This window comes from Acidobacteriota bacterium (assembly GCA_020349885.1).
Classification (GTDB): Bacteria; Acidobacteriota.
Genome location: CP070701.1, coordinates 1,100,552 through 1,118,692, shown reverse-complemented (window position 1 = coordinate 1,118,692; position 18,141 = coordinate 1,100,552). Strand labels below are relative to the sequence as shown.

Annotated in this window: 15 protein-coding genes; 3 read left to right on the top strand and 12 right to left on the bottom strand. The window is 66.0% G+C overall.

Going from position 1 to position 18,141, the window contains the following annotated elements; translation table 11 throughout:
• Positions 1 to 15: 15 nt before the first annotated feature.
• From JSV08_04805 to JSV08_04775, 7 genes are all read right to left on the bottom strand, one after another.
• The gene (locus JSV08_04805; protein UCF81736.1) at positions 16 to 885 is read right to left on the bottom strand and encodes a hypothetical protein; all 870 of its coding nucleotides are present in this window, start codon (positions 883 to 885) and stop codon (positions 16 to 18) included.
• Positions 882 to 2,000 carry a glycosyltransferase family 4 protein gene (locus JSV08_04800; protein ID UCF81735.1) on the bottom strand — a complete coding sequence of 373 codons (1,119 nt, stop codon included), beginning with the start codon at positions 1,998 to 2,000 and terminating at the stop codon, positions 882 to 884. The genes JSV08_04805 and JSV08_04800 overlap by 4 nt, the downstream gene beginning before the upstream one ends.
• The gene (locus JSV08_04795) at positions 1,987 to 2,754 is read right to left on the bottom strand and encodes a glycosyltransferase family 2 protein (GenBank protein ID UCF81734.1); all 768 of its coding nucleotides are present in this window, start codon (positions 2,752 to 2,754) and stop codon (positions 1,987 to 1,989) included. Before JSV08_04795 ends, JSV08_04800 begins: the two co-directional genes overlap by 14 nt.
• A 16-nt stretch (positions 2,755 to 2,770) precedes the next feature.
• Complete coding sequence (gene tatC, locus JSV08_04790; GenBank protein UCF81733.1) at positions 2,771 to 3,499, bottom strand: twin-arginine translocase subunit TatC; 729 nt, start codon at positions 3,497 to 3,499, stop codon at positions 2,771 to 2,773.
• A gap of 72 nt (positions 3,500 to 3,571) precedes the next feature.
• Positions 3,572 to 3,826: a twin-arginine translocase TatA/TatE family subunit gene (locus tag JSV08_04785; protein ID UCF81732.1), complete on the bottom strand. Its 255-nt coding sequence runs from the start codon at positions 3,824 to 3,826 to the stop codon at positions 3,572 to 3,574.
• 85 nt (positions 3,827 to 3,911) lie between these two features.
• On the bottom strand, positions 3,912 to 6,095 hold the full coding sequence (locus JSV08_04780; GenBank protein ID UCF81731.1) for a WD40 repeat domain-containing protein: 2,184 nt from the start codon (positions 6,093 to 6,095) through the stop codon (positions 3,912 to 3,914).
• Positions 6,092 to 7,918, bottom strand: a complete 1,827-nt coding sequence (locus JSV08_04775; GenBank protein ID UCF81730.1) for a hypothetical protein — start codon at positions 7,916 to 7,918, stop codon at positions 6,092 to 6,094. The genes JSV08_04780 and JSV08_04775 overlap by 4 nt, the downstream gene beginning before the upstream one ends.
• 269 nt (positions 7,919 to 8,187) lie before the next feature.
• Between JSV08_04775 and JSV08_04770 the strand changes: the two genes are divergently transcribed.
• Positions 8,188 to 9,375: a saccharopine dehydrogenase NADP-binding domain-containing protein gene (locus JSV08_04770; GenBank protein UCF81729.1), complete on the top strand. Its 1,188-nt coding sequence runs from the start codon at positions 8,188 to 8,190 to the stop codon at positions 9,373 to 9,375.
• A gap of 91 nt (positions 9,376 to 9,466) precedes the next feature.
• On the opposite strand, the gene xseA is transcribed toward JSV08_04770, so the two are convergent.
• Together xseA and JSV08_04760 are read right to left on the bottom strand one after the other, a co-directional pair.
• On the bottom strand, positions 9,467 to 10,867 hold the full coding sequence (xseA, locus tag JSV08_04765) for an exodeoxyribonuclease VII large subunit (protein ID UCF81728.1): 1,401 nt from the start codon (positions 10,865 to 10,867) through the stop codon (positions 9,467 to 9,469).
• A 12-nt stretch (positions 10,868 to 10,879) separates the two neighbouring features.
• Positions 10,880 to 11,674, bottom strand: coding sequence for a TIGR00282 family metallophosphoesterase (locus JSV08_04760; GenBank protein UCF81727.1), 795 nt, complete (start codon positions 11,672 to 11,674; stop codon positions 10,880 to 10,882).
• A gap of 114 nt (positions 11,675 to 11,788) precedes the next feature.
• Here JSV08_04760 and mutS point away from each other — a divergent pair, with 114 nt between their 5' ends.
• The gene (mutS, locus tag JSV08_04755) at positions 11,789 to 14,410 is read left to right on the top strand and encodes a DNA mismatch repair protein MutS (protein ID UCF81726.1); all 2,622 of its coding nucleotides are present in this window, start codon (positions 11,789 to 11,791) and stop codon (positions 14,408 to 14,410) included.
• Between the two features lie 62 nt (positions 14,411 to 14,472).
• Here the strand turns inward: mutS and rpsT are convergent, their stop codons facing one another.
• The 3 genes from rpsT to JSV08_04740 form a co-directional block, all read right to left on the bottom strand.
• Entirely contained in the window at positions 14,473 to 14,745 is a 273-nt protein-coding gene (gene rpsT, locus JSV08_04750) for a 30S ribosomal protein S20 (protein UCF81725.1), read from the bottom strand.
• A gap of 100 nt (positions 14,746 to 14,845) precedes the next feature.
• Positions 14,846 to 16,108, bottom strand: a complete 1,263-nt coding sequence (locus JSV08_04745; GenBank protein ID UCF81724.1) for an ABC transporter permease — start codon at positions 16,106 to 16,108, stop codon at positions 14,846 to 14,848.
• 14 nt (positions 16,109 to 16,122) lie between these two features.
• Positions 16,123 to 17,325, bottom strand: a complete 1,203-nt coding sequence (locus tag JSV08_04740) for an efflux RND transporter periplasmic adaptor subunit (protein ID UCF81723.1) — start codon at positions 17,323 to 17,325, stop codon at positions 16,123 to 16,125.
• 86 nt (positions 17,326 to 17,411) lie between these two features.
• Between JSV08_04740 and JSV08_04735 the strand changes: the two genes are divergently transcribed.
• A complete protein-coding gene (locus tag JSV08_04735) occupies positions 17,412 to 18,086 on the top strand; it encodes an ABC transporter ATP-binding protein (GenBank protein UCF81834.1) in 675 nt (224 codons plus the stop codon).
• The last annotated feature ends 55 nt before the right edge of the window (positions 18,087 to 18,141 follow it).

The following is an 18,141-nucleotide window of genomic DNA, read 5'->3' as shown; positions in this document are numbered from 1 at the left end:
TGGGTTTTCGCGGTGCTACGCGGTCCCCGTCGCGCGCCACCAAGCGACGCGCGCCGGCCGGAGAAGGCCGTGGAGCGCGGCTAGGCCGTCGAGCAGCACGGAAAAACGCGTGCTCTTCATGCGCGCCGCGTAGGAATCGAGAAAATGCCGCTCGAGCCCCGGGGAAAGGGAGAATCCCTGGGCGCGCGCTTTCTCGAGCGAGCGGACGAAGCGCAGGAGATTGCCGACGCGCGGCAGGAGGCCGACGCGGGAAGGAAGCCGCGCTTTGTCGAGGTCCAGCAGCCAGACCCCTTCGCGGTTCGCGAGGAAATTTCCGACGTGGGGGTCGGCGTGAACCACCCCGGCCTCGTGCATGCCCCACAAAAGGTGCGCCGCCTGCTCCGCGAGCGCCTCGCCACGCTCCGGCGCGCTCGACTCGCTTGCACGAACAAGAAGGAGCGCCTCCCGCAGCGGCTCGGCCCCCGCCACGGGTTCGAGGACCGTCCACGCCCTCCATCCGGGGCGGCGAAGCGCGCCCCGGGCCGTTTTTTCCAGCTTCAGTGCCAGGATGCGCGGCGTGCGAAGCCCCCCGGCGTGCAGGCGCTCGCTGGCTTCGAGTTCCTTCAAGAATCTCCCGGTACGCCCGAACGTCTCGCCGCGCCAGCGTCGGAGAAGCCCGCCCCGGCGGACGGCGCGAACCAGCGCGTCGCTTCTCCCGGAAAGAGCGAGGCGGCGGAGCGGCGCCCGGCCTTTCGCCCCCTCCCAGAGCGGCAGAGAGTCGAAATCCTGCTCCATCAGGATTCTCTGAAATTCCTTCCACTCGGCAACGCACACCAGGTGCGTCGGCCCTTCCTGCCGGTGCGCGTAGCCCGCCGGCGGCGAATCGTCCGCGAAAGGTTCCTTCACGGCCGTGCGTCCAGGGCCGCCCGGTAGCAGGCCTCGGTCTTGTCCGCCAGGCGCTCGGGCGTGAATTGGAGCGCGTGTTTTTTTCCTTCCGCCCCGAGGCGAGCGCGCAGGCCCGGGTCCCGGTACAGCGCGTCAATCGCCTTGAGCCACTCCTCGCGGTGCCTTGCCGAGACGAGAAGGCCGCTTTCGCCGTCGCGGATGCGCTCGAGCGTCACGGGGCGGCGCGTCGCCACGGCCGGCAGTCCGGCCGCCATCGCTTCGGTCAAGACGCCCGACCAGCCCTCGAGCATGGTTAGGGTCGAAAGGAAGAAGACGTCCATCGCCCCGTACAGGTCGGCGACGTTGCGGCGCTCGCCCGTGAACACGACGCGGTCGGCGAGGTTGCGGCGGTGGGCGCTGTGCTTGCATGCCCGGAGCAGCGGCCCGCCGCCCACCAGGAGCAGAACCATGGGCCGATCCAGGTGCAGCGACGCAAGGTCCAGAAAAACGTCGATGAGCGCCCGTTGCCCCTTGTTCCGGTCAAAGTAGCCGACGTTTCCGACCACGAACGCCTGCGGAGGAATGCCGAGCTCCGCGCGAACGTCCCCGCGGGGACGCATCGCTTGGAAGGGCGCGAAATCCGTCCCGTCCTCCGCCACATGGATTCGCTCCTCGTCGAGGCCCTGTTCGACAAGCTCGTCGGCCACCGCATGGGAGACGGCCAGCACGGCGTCGACCGAGCGGTATTTGTACGCGCTCAGGAAATTTTTCCGAATGGGGAACGAGACTCGACGGGAGAGAACGACCGCGGGGTGTTTCTTCGGGAACCGGGCCAAAAGAGCGACGGCGCCCGCGTGAGGCGTATGTGCGTGAAGCACATCGGGGCGAAGGCGCCGGATGGCCGTCCGCAGGTGCCAGGCCGCGAGTGCGTCCCACTCGCCGCGCATCGAGAGCTCCACGGCCGAGAGCCCTTCCTCTCGGGCGCGGTGCGCCAGGGGCGCGTGCGCCTGCGCAAAGACGGTGTTTCGATGGCCGCGCTTTGCGAGCTCCCGCGCGAGAAGGACGGTCTGCACCTCGCCGCCGCGGAAGCTGCGTTCGGTGTTGATGTGAAGAACCGTGAGCCTATCGCCCGCCATCACGCCGCGCCGCGGTCTGACGCTCCCAGAGCTTCGCGTATTTCAGGTACGTTGAATAAGCAGATAGCCATGCAATCAAAAGACCCGGCACGCCGTCCAGAAAACCTCTCTTGACGATGTACATTTTCGCAAAATGACCGAGCGGCCGCAACGCGAGTCCGAGCCACGATGCGCGGCGGCCCCGCCGGAAGGCGTCCTCCGCGGCGAGCGCCGTGAAGTGGTGCATCTTGGGAAGGTACTGCGCGAACGAGCGGAAGGTGTGGTGCTCGAGCGGTGCCCGCAGGCGCCCGGCTTTTCCACGCAGCTCGACCTCCTCGTGCACGAGCTTGTCGCCGTAGCGACCCCGGTCGCGTCGGAAGAGCCGTAGCATCGTGTCCCCGCTCCAGCAGCGCACGCGGCGGCCCCGGAAGAACGTCTCGCGCCGAACCCAGTAGCCGCCGTACGCCGGAGACTCATCCAGCGTGCGTCGAATCTCCTCCCCGAGCGCCGGGGTGAGGCGCTCGTCGGCGTCGAGGAAGAAGACCCATTCCGAAGAAACCTCTTCGAGCGCCCAGTTGCGCTGGCGGGAATAATTCTCAAACGGGTTCTTCAAAACCCGCGCCCCCAGGCGCTCGGCAATCTCCGCCGTGCGGTCGGTGCTGAGCGAATCGACGACGACCGTCTCGTCGGCCGCGTCGCCCGCCGACCGGAGGCATGCCTCGATGTTTTCCTCTTCGTTGCGCGTTAGAACGATTACGGACAGCGTGGGGGGCATGGCGCGGGCTTCCGGGCTATGAACTCCTTTTTTGGCAGAACCAGGCGATGCCGATGCTCAGCGCGTAGAGGATGAGCATGGGCACGGCGAAGACGAGCTGCGTCGCAATGTCCGGCGTGGGCGTCAGAACGGCCGCCGTAAGAAAGATTCCCACCACCACGAAGCGCCACCAGTGCACCAGGAACCCGGAGGTGACGATGCCCAGGCGCGCCAGGAAATACGTGAGCACCGGAATCTCGAACACCAGCCCCAGGCCGAGCACGATCTTGCTCATGAGACTCAAATATTTGTCCACGGTAAGCATTGGGCGAAAGTCGGCGCCGACGGAGAGGAGAAATTCGCACACCCGCGGGAAGGCCACCGCGTAGCCGAAGGCGCACCCGAGGGCAAAGAACACCGTCGTTCCAAAGAGGAACGGAAGCGCCGCGAGGCGCTCGGTCGCGTACAGCCCCGGCGAAATGAATCTCCAGACCTGCCACAATATCACGGGCGAGGCGAACAGGACTCCGAACAAGAGCGCCACTTTCAGATAGGTGACGAACGGCGTCGCAAGCTCCGTGAAGACGAACGTGGGCTGTTCCGCGGAAAGGTAAGGCCTGATGGGTAATTCCAGGAATCGAAAGAGCGGGCGGGCGAAGCACCACGAAACCAGGAAGAACACGGCGACGGCGATGAGCGAGTACGTGAGGCGGCGGCGCAGCTCACCGAGGTGCTCGAGGAACGTCATTTCTTTCGAGGCAGCCATGGCGGCAAGCCTTGCGCCTCCTAGGCGGCGAGCGACGGGGCCGCCGCCCTCGGCAGCTCGGCGCACATCATGTCAGGAACGCTCCTTGGCGTCCGAGGGCGACGCGGGGTCGGGTAATGTTTTTTTGGGCGGCAGTGGCGGCGGGGGCAACGTTTCTATTTCTTTCACCTCACGCGTGAACGTTTCCTTCACGTCGTCCGTCGCTTCGCGCAGAAGCGAAAGGCAACGCCCCAGCGTGCGCGCCACCTCGGGCAGCCTCTTGGGGCCGAACACCAGGAGCACCACCGCGGTGATCAACAAGAGTTCCTGAAATCCCAACGGACCCACGGCACACCCCTACGCCCCGAACCCGGCGCGCCGCACCGCGGCCCCGGCAAGCGCATCCAGGGCGAGTACGGCTCCCCCGGCCCCGTCACTTGGAGAGCGGCACGTAAAGCGTTTCAATGTTGTTCGATTTGTCAATGGCCTTAATCCCGATGGTGGGGAAGGCGCGGTCCGAAGAAAGCTCCACGTCGAACGATTCTTCCAGACCGTCCAGGACGCCGTCCTGCGACGGCACCGCCTGCCATTCGCCCGGCTCGAAGGCCACCTGCACTTCATCGAGGGGCGACCATTCGTCGCGCACGCTAAAACGGAGCGCCGTGGGGGCGGTTTCCTTCACCTTGACTTTCGGCGGCGTGTTGTCCACGACGAAAAAGTCGCTTATGTTCTCGCCCTCCCGGGCAAGGCCCAGAAAATTGGAGGGCGCGTCGCTCGCCGTCACTTTGACCTGATAGAGGCCATCGGCCACGGACAGGGTGTCCCACGCAAACGTCGTCTCGTCGAGCTCGTCCTTCAGCGGGAGCCACTCATGCGTTTCCTCGCGGCGGTAGAATACTTGAAACGCGAGCGCGTCGCCGTCCGTGTCCTTGGCGTACCACTGAAGCGTGCGCATGCCACGCTTGAAGAGCTTCCGTCCCGTGGCCGTTTTGTTCTTCTGATTCTTGCCCTTGAGAAGGGTCGTTTCGTCGCCCGAAAGGAATTTGTCCACCGGGTCTTCCACGGTCTGGGGCGGCGCGAAAATGACACCGGGATCGTGGATTTGAACGTAGGTTACCTCGGGCATGGCGTTGAAAGGAAGCGCCGTGAGCGTCACGCCCTTGAGGAGCGGCGAGCGCGCCGCGCTCTCGCCTTTAAGCTGCGCCTTCCATTGGGCGAAACGGCTCGGAGGACATGCCGTGGCGACGCCCTCTTTCCGCGCGTAGGGACCCAGCCACTCGCTCCAGGTGGCGTCGGGTTCGCTCACGTTGCCGCACCGCACGAAGAGCTGAAGCTCCGTCCCCTTCGCCGTCTCGGCGATCCATGAAATCTCGCCCCATCGAACGAGCGCGCCCATGTCGTGCACCTCCGAGGTGTAGATTCCCTCGGCGCGCGAGCCCTTCGTGGCGCGGTAGATGGCTCCGGGGTGGCTCGTGACCGCGTAGAGAGCCTTGTCCACGTACGCAAGGGCGCTCACTTGGCCGGCCTCGAATTCCGCAACCAGGGACTTGGCGCTTTTCCGCCCCGGGATGTGGCGCAGGTCGTAAAGGCGCGCCGGGTCTCCGGTGGCTACCCACAGGGCGCCGTCGGTGGCGAGCGCGATGTCGTAGGCGGTAGCGTCCGGAAAATCGGCCATCTGCGTCACCGAGCCGTCCGGAGTGATGCGGTAGACGTGGCTTTCCATCTTCCGCTTGGCCGCGGGCGTGGCGCGAACCGTGACGACCGTCTCGTCCTCTTTCTCTTGCTCTCGCGGAGACTCGGACTCTCCGGAAGAGGCCTCGCTCATGACAATCTGCTGCACGGGCTCCTCGACCGAGGCCGCAGCGATGTAGAGCGCCTTGTCGGAAGCCTCCCGGATGGCCGTCACCTGGGCCAGCTCGGAGTCGTAGAGGGCGAACGCCCCGCCGTCGCGGTCGAGACGCAGCGTAATGGCCTCGTTGTAGGTGCCCGCGTAAAGCGTGTCGCTGCCCGGCACCGAAAGCGCCGTCACGTAGGCGTCGGCGGTCTCGAAGAGCATCGTCGCGTTCCCCTCGCCGTCCAGTCGGTAAATGCGGCCCGGTGCCCCCACGCCGGCGTAGAGGGTTCCGTCCCGTCCCCGCGCCAGGCTCCAGAGATAGTCCTCCTCCGGGGTGAACCAGGCTTCGGCCTCGTCGGGGCCCAGGACGCGGTACACCCTGCCCTCGGGCGCGGTGGCCATGAACAGGGCGTCGGGCGTTGAAACCAACGCTTTGGCGTACACCTCGTCCGAGGCGAACCACTCTTCGGCCTTGCCCGTCGCGAGGTCGAGCCGGAAGACGCTTCCCGTGTCTCCGTCCCCGTAGAAGAGATGTTTCTTGTCCGGAGAGGGCGCAAGGCTCAAAAGGATCGAGGACTCGGCCTCGTGCACCTTTTCAAACACCGGGGCCAGTGCGACATAGCCTTCGGAGGAAACGAGGGTGCCGTCGAGCTCGCCCTTCTCGAAGGCCGTCTGCCCCTGGGTGTGCCAGCGGGCCGTCGCGGCGCTCCACGCGCTTCCCGTCGAGACCAGCATAAGCGCTCCGGTGACGAGCGCCGGAAGCAGGGGCCCAGGGCGGCTCATTTCACCTCCAGGGGAATGTGGAAAAACCCCTGAATGTGGTAATCGGTGGGCACTGCGGCGGACGTGAGCAGGGTCAGGGGAAGAGTCCCGACGTTCCCCTGATGCGCGGGCGTTCGGTGAAGGGCCCGCAGATCGGAGGGCAAGTCGCTCACCACGCGCCCTCCGACCACGTAGGAAGTCCGCCGTTCGGCGAGGTGCACGTAGATGAAGCGATTGTCACGGACGCGGTTCATCAGGCGGATCAGCTCCTTCAAATTCTTGGGGAAGAAGAAGTCTCGCGGCGTCTCGTACCGCGTCATGTGCATGCTGTCTGCTACAAGGAGCACGAGCTTGCGACCGCGAAGGCGCACGGGAACGTCCACGTCCACGCGGGTCGTCTGAATCGGGCCCGAGCGCGGGCGGTAGTCGATTTCGACAGGCAGCGTCTTCCCCGCCTTGACTTCCGTCGTGGGAACACGGGCGCTCGTAAGCCATGCGTTGCGCGCGCGGTCGTCCATCGCGATGGAGAGCGAGATTTGCTTGACGGTGGGAACCTCGAGGCCGCTGTTGAGGAGAAGCCCGACGTAGGCCGCCACGATGCTCGCTGTTTCGAAAGTCGCGTCGTCTCCCGCGATCAGGTCGCGGATGCGCACCTCCGGGTAGCCTTCGAGCGCGATGGTGCCTTCGATGTCGAGCGTTTGGGGGCCAACCGATTTCTCGACGCTTGCCAGGGCGCTTCCGACTCCCGCCGCGGCCAGAAACGGCGAGAGCAGGTTGTGCAGAATCACCTCGAACGCGTAGGAGCGCGCATGGCCCTCCGAGGTTTCCACGCGCAGGCGCAAGGGAAGCATCGGCGCATCGCGGTTCAGAAGACCGACGATGCCCGCGTCGGCGTCGCGCACCATCGCGCCGACCGGCTGGAGCGTCGAGGTCATGCGAGTCGACATGAGGTCGCTCGGCATCAGCGCTTCCACCCGGGCCGCGACGAGCGGCATCGGGGCCACGCCGAGCTGAAAGACGGGGTGCCCGAAAGCCAGGATGCGGTCGCCTTTGCGATAGGTGAGCGTTCCGCTGCCCGTGATTTCCATGTCGCCGCGCATAAGCTGCACGCCGACGGGCATGCCCGGCTCGAGGGGCCGTGGTTCGGGCTCGTCGGCGGCCGGCGCGGTGGCTCCAGAGACGCCCTGAAGCGGGAGAAACCCTGCCTTTTCCCACTCCGCGGCCATCTCGTTTATGTAGCGCGCATCGAAGCCGCGAAAGATGAGGGGGACGCGCATCGACTCGAACGCTCCCGCTCCACCCGCGGGCGGGACCGCCCGAAGGGACTCCCTGGGAAACGGCTTGTGCTCCAGGAAGTCGTTGAAGGTGTACGTCGCCGCGGGTTCTTTCGGGGTCTCCGGAAGCGCGGGAACGACCCGCTCCAGGAGCCCGACCATTTCCTCGGCCGGCGTGAGGCCGGCGATGGGCTCGCGCGCGAAGAGCCAGGTGCGGGCGACCGCGCCCACGAGCTTGCCGTCCACGTAGACGGGGCTTCCACTCATGCCCTGGTAGATGCCGCCGCGCTCGATCGCCTCGGGGCCGCTCAGGCGGGCCACGATGAGATTCTGCTTCGGGCCCACGTTGCGCAGAATTCCCAGTATTTCCACGTCGAAGGTTTCCACCCGGGTACCTTCAAAAACCGTCTTGCCGTAGCCGCGCATACCCGGGGACAGGGCGTCGAGCGCGAGCACGGACTCTTCGGGGGCAGGAAGAGAGGACGGAACGGCCTCCTGCGCCCAAAGCCCTTCTGCTGCGCTCCACACCGCGACGGAAGCCAGTGAAAAAATGATGCTTAGCCAGCGCACAAAGAAAGGATAGCACACAGGGGCGCGGGCGGTAAAATTAGGCCGTCGGGGCAGGCGGCCGGCGCTGCCTCGCCTCCCCCGTCCCTTTCCTATGCCGGAAGAGGGGGGAATCACGGATTTTTGACAGGATAAGATGTTTCGGGTAAACTTCCCTCTATGAGAGTGCCTGCCAAACCTGGGAGAACAACCGATGCGAAAGTAACAGCGGTGGCTCGAGCGGGACTGCAGGTTGGAAACAGAAACAGAGAGAGCGAAAGCGGAGACAACCTATGAAGTACGTAGTGCTTGGTGTAGGCAGTATGGGACAGATAGCGATCAGGGACCTCGTCAAGACCTGTCCGCCTTCCGACAAGATAATCATCGCGGATTTCGACCGCGCCAGGGCCAAGGAGGTGGCGAGTTCGTACCGCAACCGGCGCGTCAGGGCGATGGGGATCGACGTCAAAGACGTCGCCTCGACCGTCAAGGCCTTGCGGGGCGCCTTCGCCGTCATCAACGCCGTTCCTTTCCAATATAACCTTCTCGTCATGGAGGCGGCGCTTGCGGCCCAGATCCACTACGTGGATATGGGCGGGCTCTTCCACATGACGCGCAAGCAGCTCAAGCTCCACAAACACTTCAAAGCCATCAAGCGCCTGGCCATCGTCGGCATTGGAGCGGCTCCCGGGGTCACCAACCTTCTGGTTCGCGACGCCGCTGACCGGATGGAGAAGGTGCGCGAAATCCACATTCGCCGGGGCTTCCGCGATAACACTCGCTACCACCGCCGCCCGTACCTGAGGGCAGCGTTCTCCTTCTATACCGTGATGGACGAGTTTTCCCGCAGATCCACCATCTACACCAAGGGCAAGTTCAAGTTCATTGAGCCCCTGTCCGGCTACGAGCCGTATCGCTTCCCCCCGCCCGTCGGCGAACGTCATCTCATCTACACCATACACTCGGAAATCGCGACGCTTCCCATCACTTACCGGCCAAAGGGCGTGAAGGAGGTGACTTACAAGCTTTCGTTCGAACGCGATTTCATCGAGCGGATGGTGCTTTTACGCAACGTGGGTCTCGGCTCCTACACTCCCATCCAAGTGGGTAACACTATAGTCCGGCCGGTCGACGTCGTGAACCAGGTGATCATGGACCAGGCGCCACCCCGGCCCGTCGGCAAACGCAGGGAATACAGAAACTCGCGTGCCATCGTGAAAGGCACGGAGAACGGTAAGAAAGTGACGTGGGTCATGGACGGCTTCACGTCCGGCATGCCGGCGTGGGGCATCGGCGTGGACATCGACACCGGCTCGCCGCCCTCCGTCGCAGCGCAGATGATAGCCAGGAAAGAGATCACGGGGGCGGGCGTGCTGCCTCCAGAACGCGCGATGTCGCCGGATGTCTTCTTCAAGCACATGAAGAAGCGGGGGCTTCGGGTCAAGGCGACCCGGAAAACGGGCTGGTCCTTTCCAACCTAAATAGGTGAAGGGGAGGCCGACGGCCGCCCGCCTTGCCGCGACGCGTGAATCGGGACGGGGACGAATCGTCCGAGGTCCCGAACTGCGATATTTACTCTTTCTCCCTCACGTCGCAGCCGAGCGTTCCCCTGTGTAGGCGCACGTAGACGCGGTCCAGCAGGCGCACGCGGGCGGTGTCGCGGAGCACGGTGCGGCGGTCCTCGGCCGTGCAGATGCTGTAGCCGCGCCCGAGGACGGCGAGCGGGTTCAGGTTGTTGAGGCTTGCCGCGTGGCGCTCGAGGCGCTCGCCGTGTTTCGCCGGCCCGTTGCGCGCCGCCCGGGCGAGTCGCAGCGCAAGCTGACTCAGGCGCTCCTTGGCCTCGGCCGCGCGTCCTTCCGGTCGGCTTCGCTGTAGGTTCAGCAGCGCGTCGCGCACGCGCTCGCCCAGGGCATGCGTGCGGGCGCGCTGGCTCTCGCGCAGCCCTCTCTCCAGGTCGTCTACCCGCTGCATTTCCTCCTCCGTGCGGCTGCGCACCGAGTCGAAGCCGCGGCTCGCCAAGGCGTGCTCGTAGCGGGACGCGCACTCGTGGAAGACGGCGCGCGCGCCGTGGGCCAGGCGGCGCGCCCAGCTCTCGAGCGTGTTGAGGACGGCGGCGCGCTCGGGCGCCAGGCGCTCCGCCGCGGCGGAGGGCGTCGCCGCGCGCAGGTCGGCCACAAAGTCCGCAATGGTAAAATCCACCTCGTGCCCCACGGCGCTCACCGTGGGAATCGCGCAGGCCGCAACGCGCCGCGCCACGGCCTCCTCGTTAAAAGGCCACAGGTCCTCCAGGGAGCCTCCCCCGCGCGCGAGGACCACGACGTCGAGGGGCGTCGTTTTCGCCAGCTCTTCGAGGCGGTCGAGCGCCCTTACGATTTCACCCTTCGCTTCGGGGCCCTGCACGCGCGTGGGCGAGACGATGACGCGCAGGTTCGGGTTGCGGCGGTGGGCCACACGAAGGAAATCCCGGAGCGCCGCCCCGTCGGGCGAGGTGACGACGCCGATCGTTTGCGGAAGATAGGGAATGGCCTTCTTTCGCGCCGGGTCGAAAAGGCCCTCCGCAGCGAGGCGCACCTTCAGTTGCTCGAAGGCGGCCAGGAGGGCGCCGGCGCCCCGGACCTCCATCTCCTCGACGATTATCTGCGCGTCGCCGCGCGGGGCGTACATGTCGAGCGAGCCGCGCACGAGCACCTCCATGCCTTCCTCAGGCTCGAAGGTGAGCCGCGTCCTCGTGCGCTGAAACACCACCGCCTTGAGGCAGGAGTCCTTGTCCTTCAGCGTGAAGTAGCCGTGGCCGGAGCCGTAGACCTTGTAGCCCGAAATTTCTCCCCGCACCCAGATGTCGCGAAAGGTCTCCCGAAGCGTAGCTTTGAGGGCGGCGCAGATCTCGCTTACCGTAAAGACGCGGCGCTCGGAAGCGGGGGCGCCCGCACGCTCCGGGGACGGGGAATCGAGCAGGAAACCAGTTTCGTCCATGGGAGAGCGCCGTTACGTTAAAGGCTCTTCAAGACGCAGGCACATGCGCTCCACGGAGAGCGCCTTGCCTGACGACTCATCCGCCTCGACGAGGAGGGCGCAGAAGCGCACGTCGCCCTTGGCCGTATGGTACGCCGCGGGAAGTCCCGTCCGGAAGCGGGCCAGCGAATCCTCCTTGCGAATCCCGATGACCGAATCGTAGGCGCCCGCCATCCCCAGGTCCGTCACGTAGGCCGTGCCGCCTTCGAGAATCTCCTCGTCGGCCGTGGGCACGTGGGTGTGCGTGCCCACCACCGCCGTGACGGTGCCCGCAAGGTGCCAGCCCAGGGCGCGCTTTTCCGAAGTGGCCTCTCCATGAAAATCGACCACGACGAGCGGCGTCTCCTTTCGAAGCTCGGCCACGAGCGGCGGGAGCGTCTCGAAGGGACAGTGCGCCGGCCCCATGAAGACGCGCCCGGAGGCGGAGACGACCGCCACTTTCGCGCCGTTTCGGGCCGGGGCAACGAGGCTACCCCCTCCCGGCTGGACGGCGGGGTAGTTCACGGGGCGCAGAAGACGGGGCTCCTGGCGAATGTAGTCGAAAACTTCCTTGTTGTCCCAGATGTGGTTGCCCGACGTGAGGACGTCCACGCCGGCGGAGAACATCTCTTCGGCGGTCTCGCGCGTCGTGCCCACGCCGCCCGCGAGGTTCTCTGCGTTCGCGGTGACGAAATCGACGCCCCGCTCCTTGATGAGGCCGGGAAGAACTTCGCGCACCGCGCGCCGCCCCGGGCGGCCCATGATGTCGCCGATAAGAAGAAGTCTCATGCGTGTTTGCAACCGCCAGTATAGACGAGGAAGCGGTAAGAATAAAGGGAACGCGGGCCTGGGGTGAGCCTGCCGCTTCGCCCCGGATGCGGCGTCTGCTATCATGCTTTCGCGATGTCGGAGCTTACGCCCATCCTGCGCCAGTACCACGAAATCAAGAGCCGCCACAAAGACGCGATTCTCCTTTTCCGCCTGGGCGATTTCTACGAGATGTTCTACGAGGACGCCGAGCTCGGCGCGCGCGAGCTCGAGCTCGCCCTCACGGCACGTCACCGGGGAACGCCGAACGAGACGCCCATGTGCGGCTTTCCCGCCAAGGCGGCCGACTCGTACATCCAGCGCCTCGTCAAGCGCGGCCACCGCGTGGCCATCTGCGAGCAGCTGAGCGACCCGAAGGAATCCCGCGGCCCCGTGGACCGAGACGTCGTGCGCATCGTCACCCCCGGCACGGCGACCGAAGACGCGCTCCTCGAGCCCAAGGCGAACGCGTTCCTGGCGAGCATCTATTCGACGAAGAAGGGCTACGGGGCGGCCTTCGTGGACGTCTCGACGGGCGAGTTCCACGTGCTCGAAGCGCGCGAGATGCAGGAGCTTCTGGACGCGGTGGCCCAGTTCGCCCCGAAGGAAATTCTTTACCCGGAAGACTCCCCCTGCCGCCTTACGCTCGAAGGCGAGGACGACCCGGCCTACACGCCGCTTCCTCCGGATCTCTTCCGCCTGAAGGACGCCGAGCGCTCCATGAGGGAGCAGTTCGAGGACCCGGCGGCGCTCGAGGCGAGCGGCGTCGTCAAGCGGCCGCTCGCCGTTCAGGCCGCCGGGGCGCTCCTGAGCTACCTGCGCCGTACGCAGAAGCGCCCGCTTCCGCACCTGCGCGAAGTGCACGTGCTCGAGGGCGCCGCGGTGGTCCTAGACTCGACCACGCAGCGCAACCTGGAAATTTTCCGCAACCTTCAAGACGGGGGAACGGCGGGGACGCTCTTTTCGGTGCTCGACCGGACGGAGACGGCCATGGGCGGGCGCCTCCTCCGGCAGTGGACGGTCCGCCCGCTCGCGCACAAGCGCGAGATCGAGGCGCGCCTCGACGCGGTCGAGGAATTCCTAAAAAAACCCACCGAGCGCGGCGCATTCCGCGAGCGCCTGGAAAGAATCCTCGACATCGAGCGCCTTACGGGCCGCATCGCCATGAGCACGGCGAACGCGCGGGATCTCGCGGCGCTTCGCGTTTCGCTCGAGGCCGTCGGCCCCCTGCGCGCCATGCTCGCGCCCTTCCGGTCGTCCCTCGTGGAGACGCTCCGCGATGCGCTCGATCCTCTCGAAGACGTGCACGCCCTGCTCGGCCGTGCCCTGGTGGACGAGCCGCCCGTCGCGCTCCGGGAGGGCGGTCTCATCCGCGAGGGCTACGACGCCGGGCTCGACGAGCGGCGCACCCTCCAGCGCGACGCAAAAAAATACCTCTCCGACCTCGAAGCGCGCGAGCGGCGGGCCACGGGCATCGACACCCTGCGCGTAGGCTACAACCGCGTCCATGGCTATTACATCGAAATCACGAAGGCGCGCGCCGCGAAGGCGCCCCCGCACTACGAGCGCCGGCAGACCCTCGTCAACGCCGAGCGTTACATAACCCCGGAGCTCAAGGAATACGAGGCGAAGCTTCTGGGCGCGGAGGACTGGAGCCGCGAGCGCGAGTACGAGCTTTTCTGCTCTCTTCGCGCCGAGGCGGCCCGCCACGCCGAGCGCCTCCTGCGCACCGCGAGGGCGCTTGCCGCGCTCGACGCCCTCGCGGCGCTCGCGGACGCGGCGCACCGCTTCGGCTACGTGCGGCCGCGCATCACGGAAGACTCGCGCCTCGAGGTGCGCGCCGGGCGCCATCCCGTGGTCGAGCGCATCGCGGCGCGCGACGGCTTCGTCCCGAACGACCTCAAGCTCGACAACGACTCGCGCCAGATCCTTCTCATCACCGGCCCGAACATGGGCGGAAAGAGCACTTACCTGCGCCAGGCGGCGCTCCTGGTGCTCATGGCCCAGATGGGCTCCTTCGTGGCCGCGCAGGAGGCCGAGGTGGGCCTGGTCGACCGTGTCTTTACGCGCGTCGGCGCCTCGGACAACCTCGCGCGCGGCCAGAGCACGTTCATGGTGGAGATGAGCGAGACGGCGAACATTCTGCGAAGCGCCACGACCCGGAGCCTCATCGTGCTCGACGAGGTCGGGCGCGGCACGAGCACCTTCGACGGCGTGAGCCTCGCGTGGGCCATCGTGGAACACCTTCACGAGACCCCGGGCGTTGCGGCGAAGACGCTCTTCGCCACGCACTACCTCGAGCTCACGGAGCTCGCCAGGGTTCTGCCGCGCGTGCAGAACGCGCACTTCACCGCCAAGGAGTGGCGGGACCGGGTGATCTTCCTTCGCAAGGTGGAGCCCGGCGCGGCCGACCGGAGCTACGGCATCCACGTGGCCCAGCTTGCGGGCCTTCCCGAGAGCGCGGTCGCCCGCGCGCGGGAGGTGCTTCGCAACCTTGAGGAAGGGGCCTTCCTGCTCGACGGAAGCCCCGCGCTTCTTCAGGGTGAGCACCGCCCCGCCGCGGCGCGCACGGAGCAACCGTCGCTTTTCCAGGAGGTCGAGACGGACGCGCTCGAGGCGCTCCGCAAGGCGAACGTCGAGGAGATGACGCCCGTGGAGGCGCTTGCGTTTTTGGCGAAGCTGAGGGACGGGCTTCCGAACCGACGGAAAAAAGGTTAGGGGCAGGAGAGCGGTAACCAGGGGCCGCTAGCCGGTAGGAAAGCTCCCGGCCGCGAAAAACGTCAGGCGGCTTTTGTGGGACGCGCGAGCGCCGCCGAGAGGCGCGACTTCTGGCGCGCGGCGGTGCGGTGATGGATGACGCCTTTCTTGGCCGAGGTGTCGATGACGGACATCACCTCGGGCCAAAGGGCGCGCGCTTTTTCCGACTCGCCCGCCGCAATGAGGGCGCGGAGCTTCTTAATCGCCGAGCGCAGGCGCGTCCGGTTGCGGCGGTTGACTTCCGTCTGCCGCTTTGTCTTTCGAAGCTCCTTCTTCGCGGTCTTCGTAGTGGGCATGGCTTTCTGAGAGAAACGATAGACGATGGGCGGCGCGAAGTCAAGGGAATTTCAGAAGCGCGGCGCCCTGCCCTTTCAAAAACGGAAGAGATCCCGCCGACTACTCGTACCGCAGGGCGTCGATGGGATTGAGGCGCGCGGCCTTCAGCGCGGGAAAGATGCCGAATACGAGCGCGACGCCGGAGGCCGTGCCGAGCGCCACGGCGATGGTGCTCAGGTTAAGCCGGACGCTCAGGAGGGACGCTTCCTCCTCCATCGTGGCTTTCAGGATGTTGGACAGGAACTCCCCGACGCCCCAGCCGCCCCCGATGCCGAGAACCCCTCCCACGAGGCTCAGCACGACGGCCTCAATGAGGAACTGGGCGAGAATGTCGCGGTTCTTAGCCCCCACCGCCTTGCGGAGGCCGATTTCGCGAGTGCGCTCGCTCACAGAGACCAGCATGATGTTCATGATGCCGATGCCGCCCGTGAGAAGGCAGAGCACCGCCACGGCGTAGAGGATGTACCCCTGAACCTTGATGTTGTCGAGAGCCTCCGCCTGCCACTCGCCCACGCTCCAGGTTCTGAAATGGTCTAGCGTGGAGCCCCGGTGGCGGCGCTTGAGAAAATGCTTGACGTTCACCTGGAGTTTTTCGATTTCGTCCGCGTCCTCCACCTGCATGTAGATGTCCAGACCCCAATCGAAGCCCATAAAACCCCGTTTTCCATATAGGCGGTGGATGTGGGTTGTGTAGGGGATGTAGACGACGGCGCGTTCCTCGCTCGTGTCGCTGCCAAGAGGACTGAGAACGCCAACCACGTTGAAGCGCTGCTTTCCTATGAGCAGCTCTTCCCCGATAGGGTTGCGGCCGCTGAAGAGGTCCTCTTCCAGACGGGCGCTCAGAACCGCCGCCCGCGCCCACTGGGCGGTGTCGTTCTCCGTGAGGAAGCGCCCCCGCTTGACTGTGAGGTTGTTCATCGCGCCGAAGCGTTCGGAAACGCCCTGGATGGTGGTATCGGGATAGCTCGTTCCGCCGTAGGAGAGCGTGTCGTGCTCCCTCCTCGCAAGGCTCAGGTCCATGATTTCGGGAAAGGCTTCCCGCAGGGCATGGCCGTCGTTTTCGTCGAGGGGATACATTTTCGCGTGCCGGTGCCACCGGCCGTTCCGGTAGACGCCGAACGCGGCCTCGACGGCCATGACGTTCAGCTTCCCGTACCGCTCGAACATCCCGATGACCATGCGGTTCACCGCGTCGAGGAGCGTGGAGCTTCCGATGATGGCAGCGATGCCGATGAAGATGCCCAGGAGCGTCAGCGCGCTGCGCAGCTTGTGGGCGACGAGCTGGCCGAATCCCTGGCGAACGGCTTCGACGATTTGTCCCACGACGGTTCGGAGCCCTAGTGGCGGTGACGTCTCCGCCGCCGCCTAGCCGCGTCCTCTTCTTCCTCCCCTTCCCCTCCTGACGGGTGCTCCAGAATGAGCTCACCAACTTTAAGCCCCGAGAGAACCTCCGCGAAGCGGTCGCCCCGCAGTCCGAGCTCGACGTAGCGCTTCTCCGGTTCCTCGTCCTCCTCGGCGGGAACCATCTGCACCCACGTCTTCGCCTCGTCCTCCTCGTCCTCGCGGAACGCAACAACGGGAATCCGGAGAGCATCCTCGACCCGTTCGGCGGAGACGTCCACGGTGCATGACATGCCGGGCCTGAGGAGGGGATGGCTCGCCTCGTCGAGGCGAACCGTCAGCTCGAAGCGCACGAGCCCCTTGTCGTCGAGTACGCCCGACGGCGAGACGCGGTCCACGCGGCCGGGGAACTCGCGCTCGGGCTCCGGCGGCAGATACACCGAGACGGCAGTGCCCTCATGAAGCTTGGCCACGTCCACCTCGCTCACTGTGCACGAGACGTCCATTTCCGTGACGTCGGCGATCTGCATCAGGAGAGAGCCTTCGCGCGCAAGACCCGTCGTGCCCGAGGTAACGAGCTCACCCTCCTTGACGGGAATCGCGGTGACGACGCCCGCCATGGATGACACCACGGGATGGTCTGCTAGCATGCCGTGGGGATTCCCGCCCCCCGGGGGCAATTGATATTCCTGCTCCAAGGCTTCGAGCCACACTTTCTCCAACTCGTAGCTCCGCTTGGCGTTTCCGTGCTCAAGCTCCGCCTCCTCGAGCGCCTGCCGCGCGATGAAACCCTGCTCGTGAAGCATGCGGAGGCGCTCCACGTCGCGTTCGCGCTGCTCCAGGTCCTTCCGGAGGTCGTCCGCGCGCTTGCGGCGCTCGATCAGCCCGAGCGCTTCCTCGACGCTCGGCTCGACCACCGCAAGCACCTGCCCTTCCGCGACCGGCTGCCCCTCCTCGACCCGGAGCCCCTTGATTTTTCCCGAAACCTTGGAGCGCACGTCCACGCTCGTGCGCGCCTCGACGGTGCCCGTCTCGCGCAGCGTCAGCGCCACCTCGCCCCGGTCGACCGCGACGGCGTCCTTGTAGTTCTCCGAAATGGAATCGCCCATCCAATGGAAAACGGAAACCCATACGAGAACGCCGGCCGCCAGGGCCGCCGTCCCGTAAAGCCCGATACGCTTTCTCGTTCGCGACGTCATTTGCTCAATTATATCAATCTATACTGAAACGCGCGAGGCGGCCCAAAGTCCCGCCGCCCTTTCGGCCGCGGTATAATCTACCCGTGCTGATTGCCATCGAAAACCTCGTCAAGCACTACGCGATGGGCGCGACGGTCGTCCGCGCCGTGGACGGCGTGAGCCTCCAGATCGACCGGGGCGACTACGTGGCCATCATGGGCCCGTCGGGCTCGGGAAAGAGCACGCTCATGAATCTCATCGGCTGCCTCGACACGCCCACCGCCGGCCGGTACGTTCTCAACGGCACCGAGGTGACCGAGCTCACGGAGGACGAGCGCTCCGAGATTCGCAACCGCGAGATCGGCTTCGTCTTCCAGACCTACAACCTCCTGGCGCGCGCGGCCGCGCTCGCCAACGTGGAGCTTCCGCTCATCTACGCCAAGGTGCCGCTCCGCAAGCGCCGCGCGCTCGCCGAAGCGGCGCTCGCGCAGGTCGGGCTCGCCGACCGCATGAGGCACCGCCCCTCGGAGCTTTCGGGGGGACAGTGCCAGCGCGTGGCCATCGCGCGCGCTCTCGTCAACCGCCCGTCCCTCCTGCTCGCCGACGAGCCGACCGGGAACCTCGATACGGCGACGGGCCGAGAGATTCTGGCACTCTTCGACACCCTCCACTCCCGGGGCAACACGCTCATCGTCGTGACCCATGAGGAGGAAATAGCCCGCCGCGCCCGCCGCATCGTCCGTCTGCGGGACGGCAAGGTTTTCGCCGACGAAAAATCTTGACTTCTTTCCGCAAACCACTCGGTGGACCGCGCCGCGGGGACGATTCCGGCTGGCG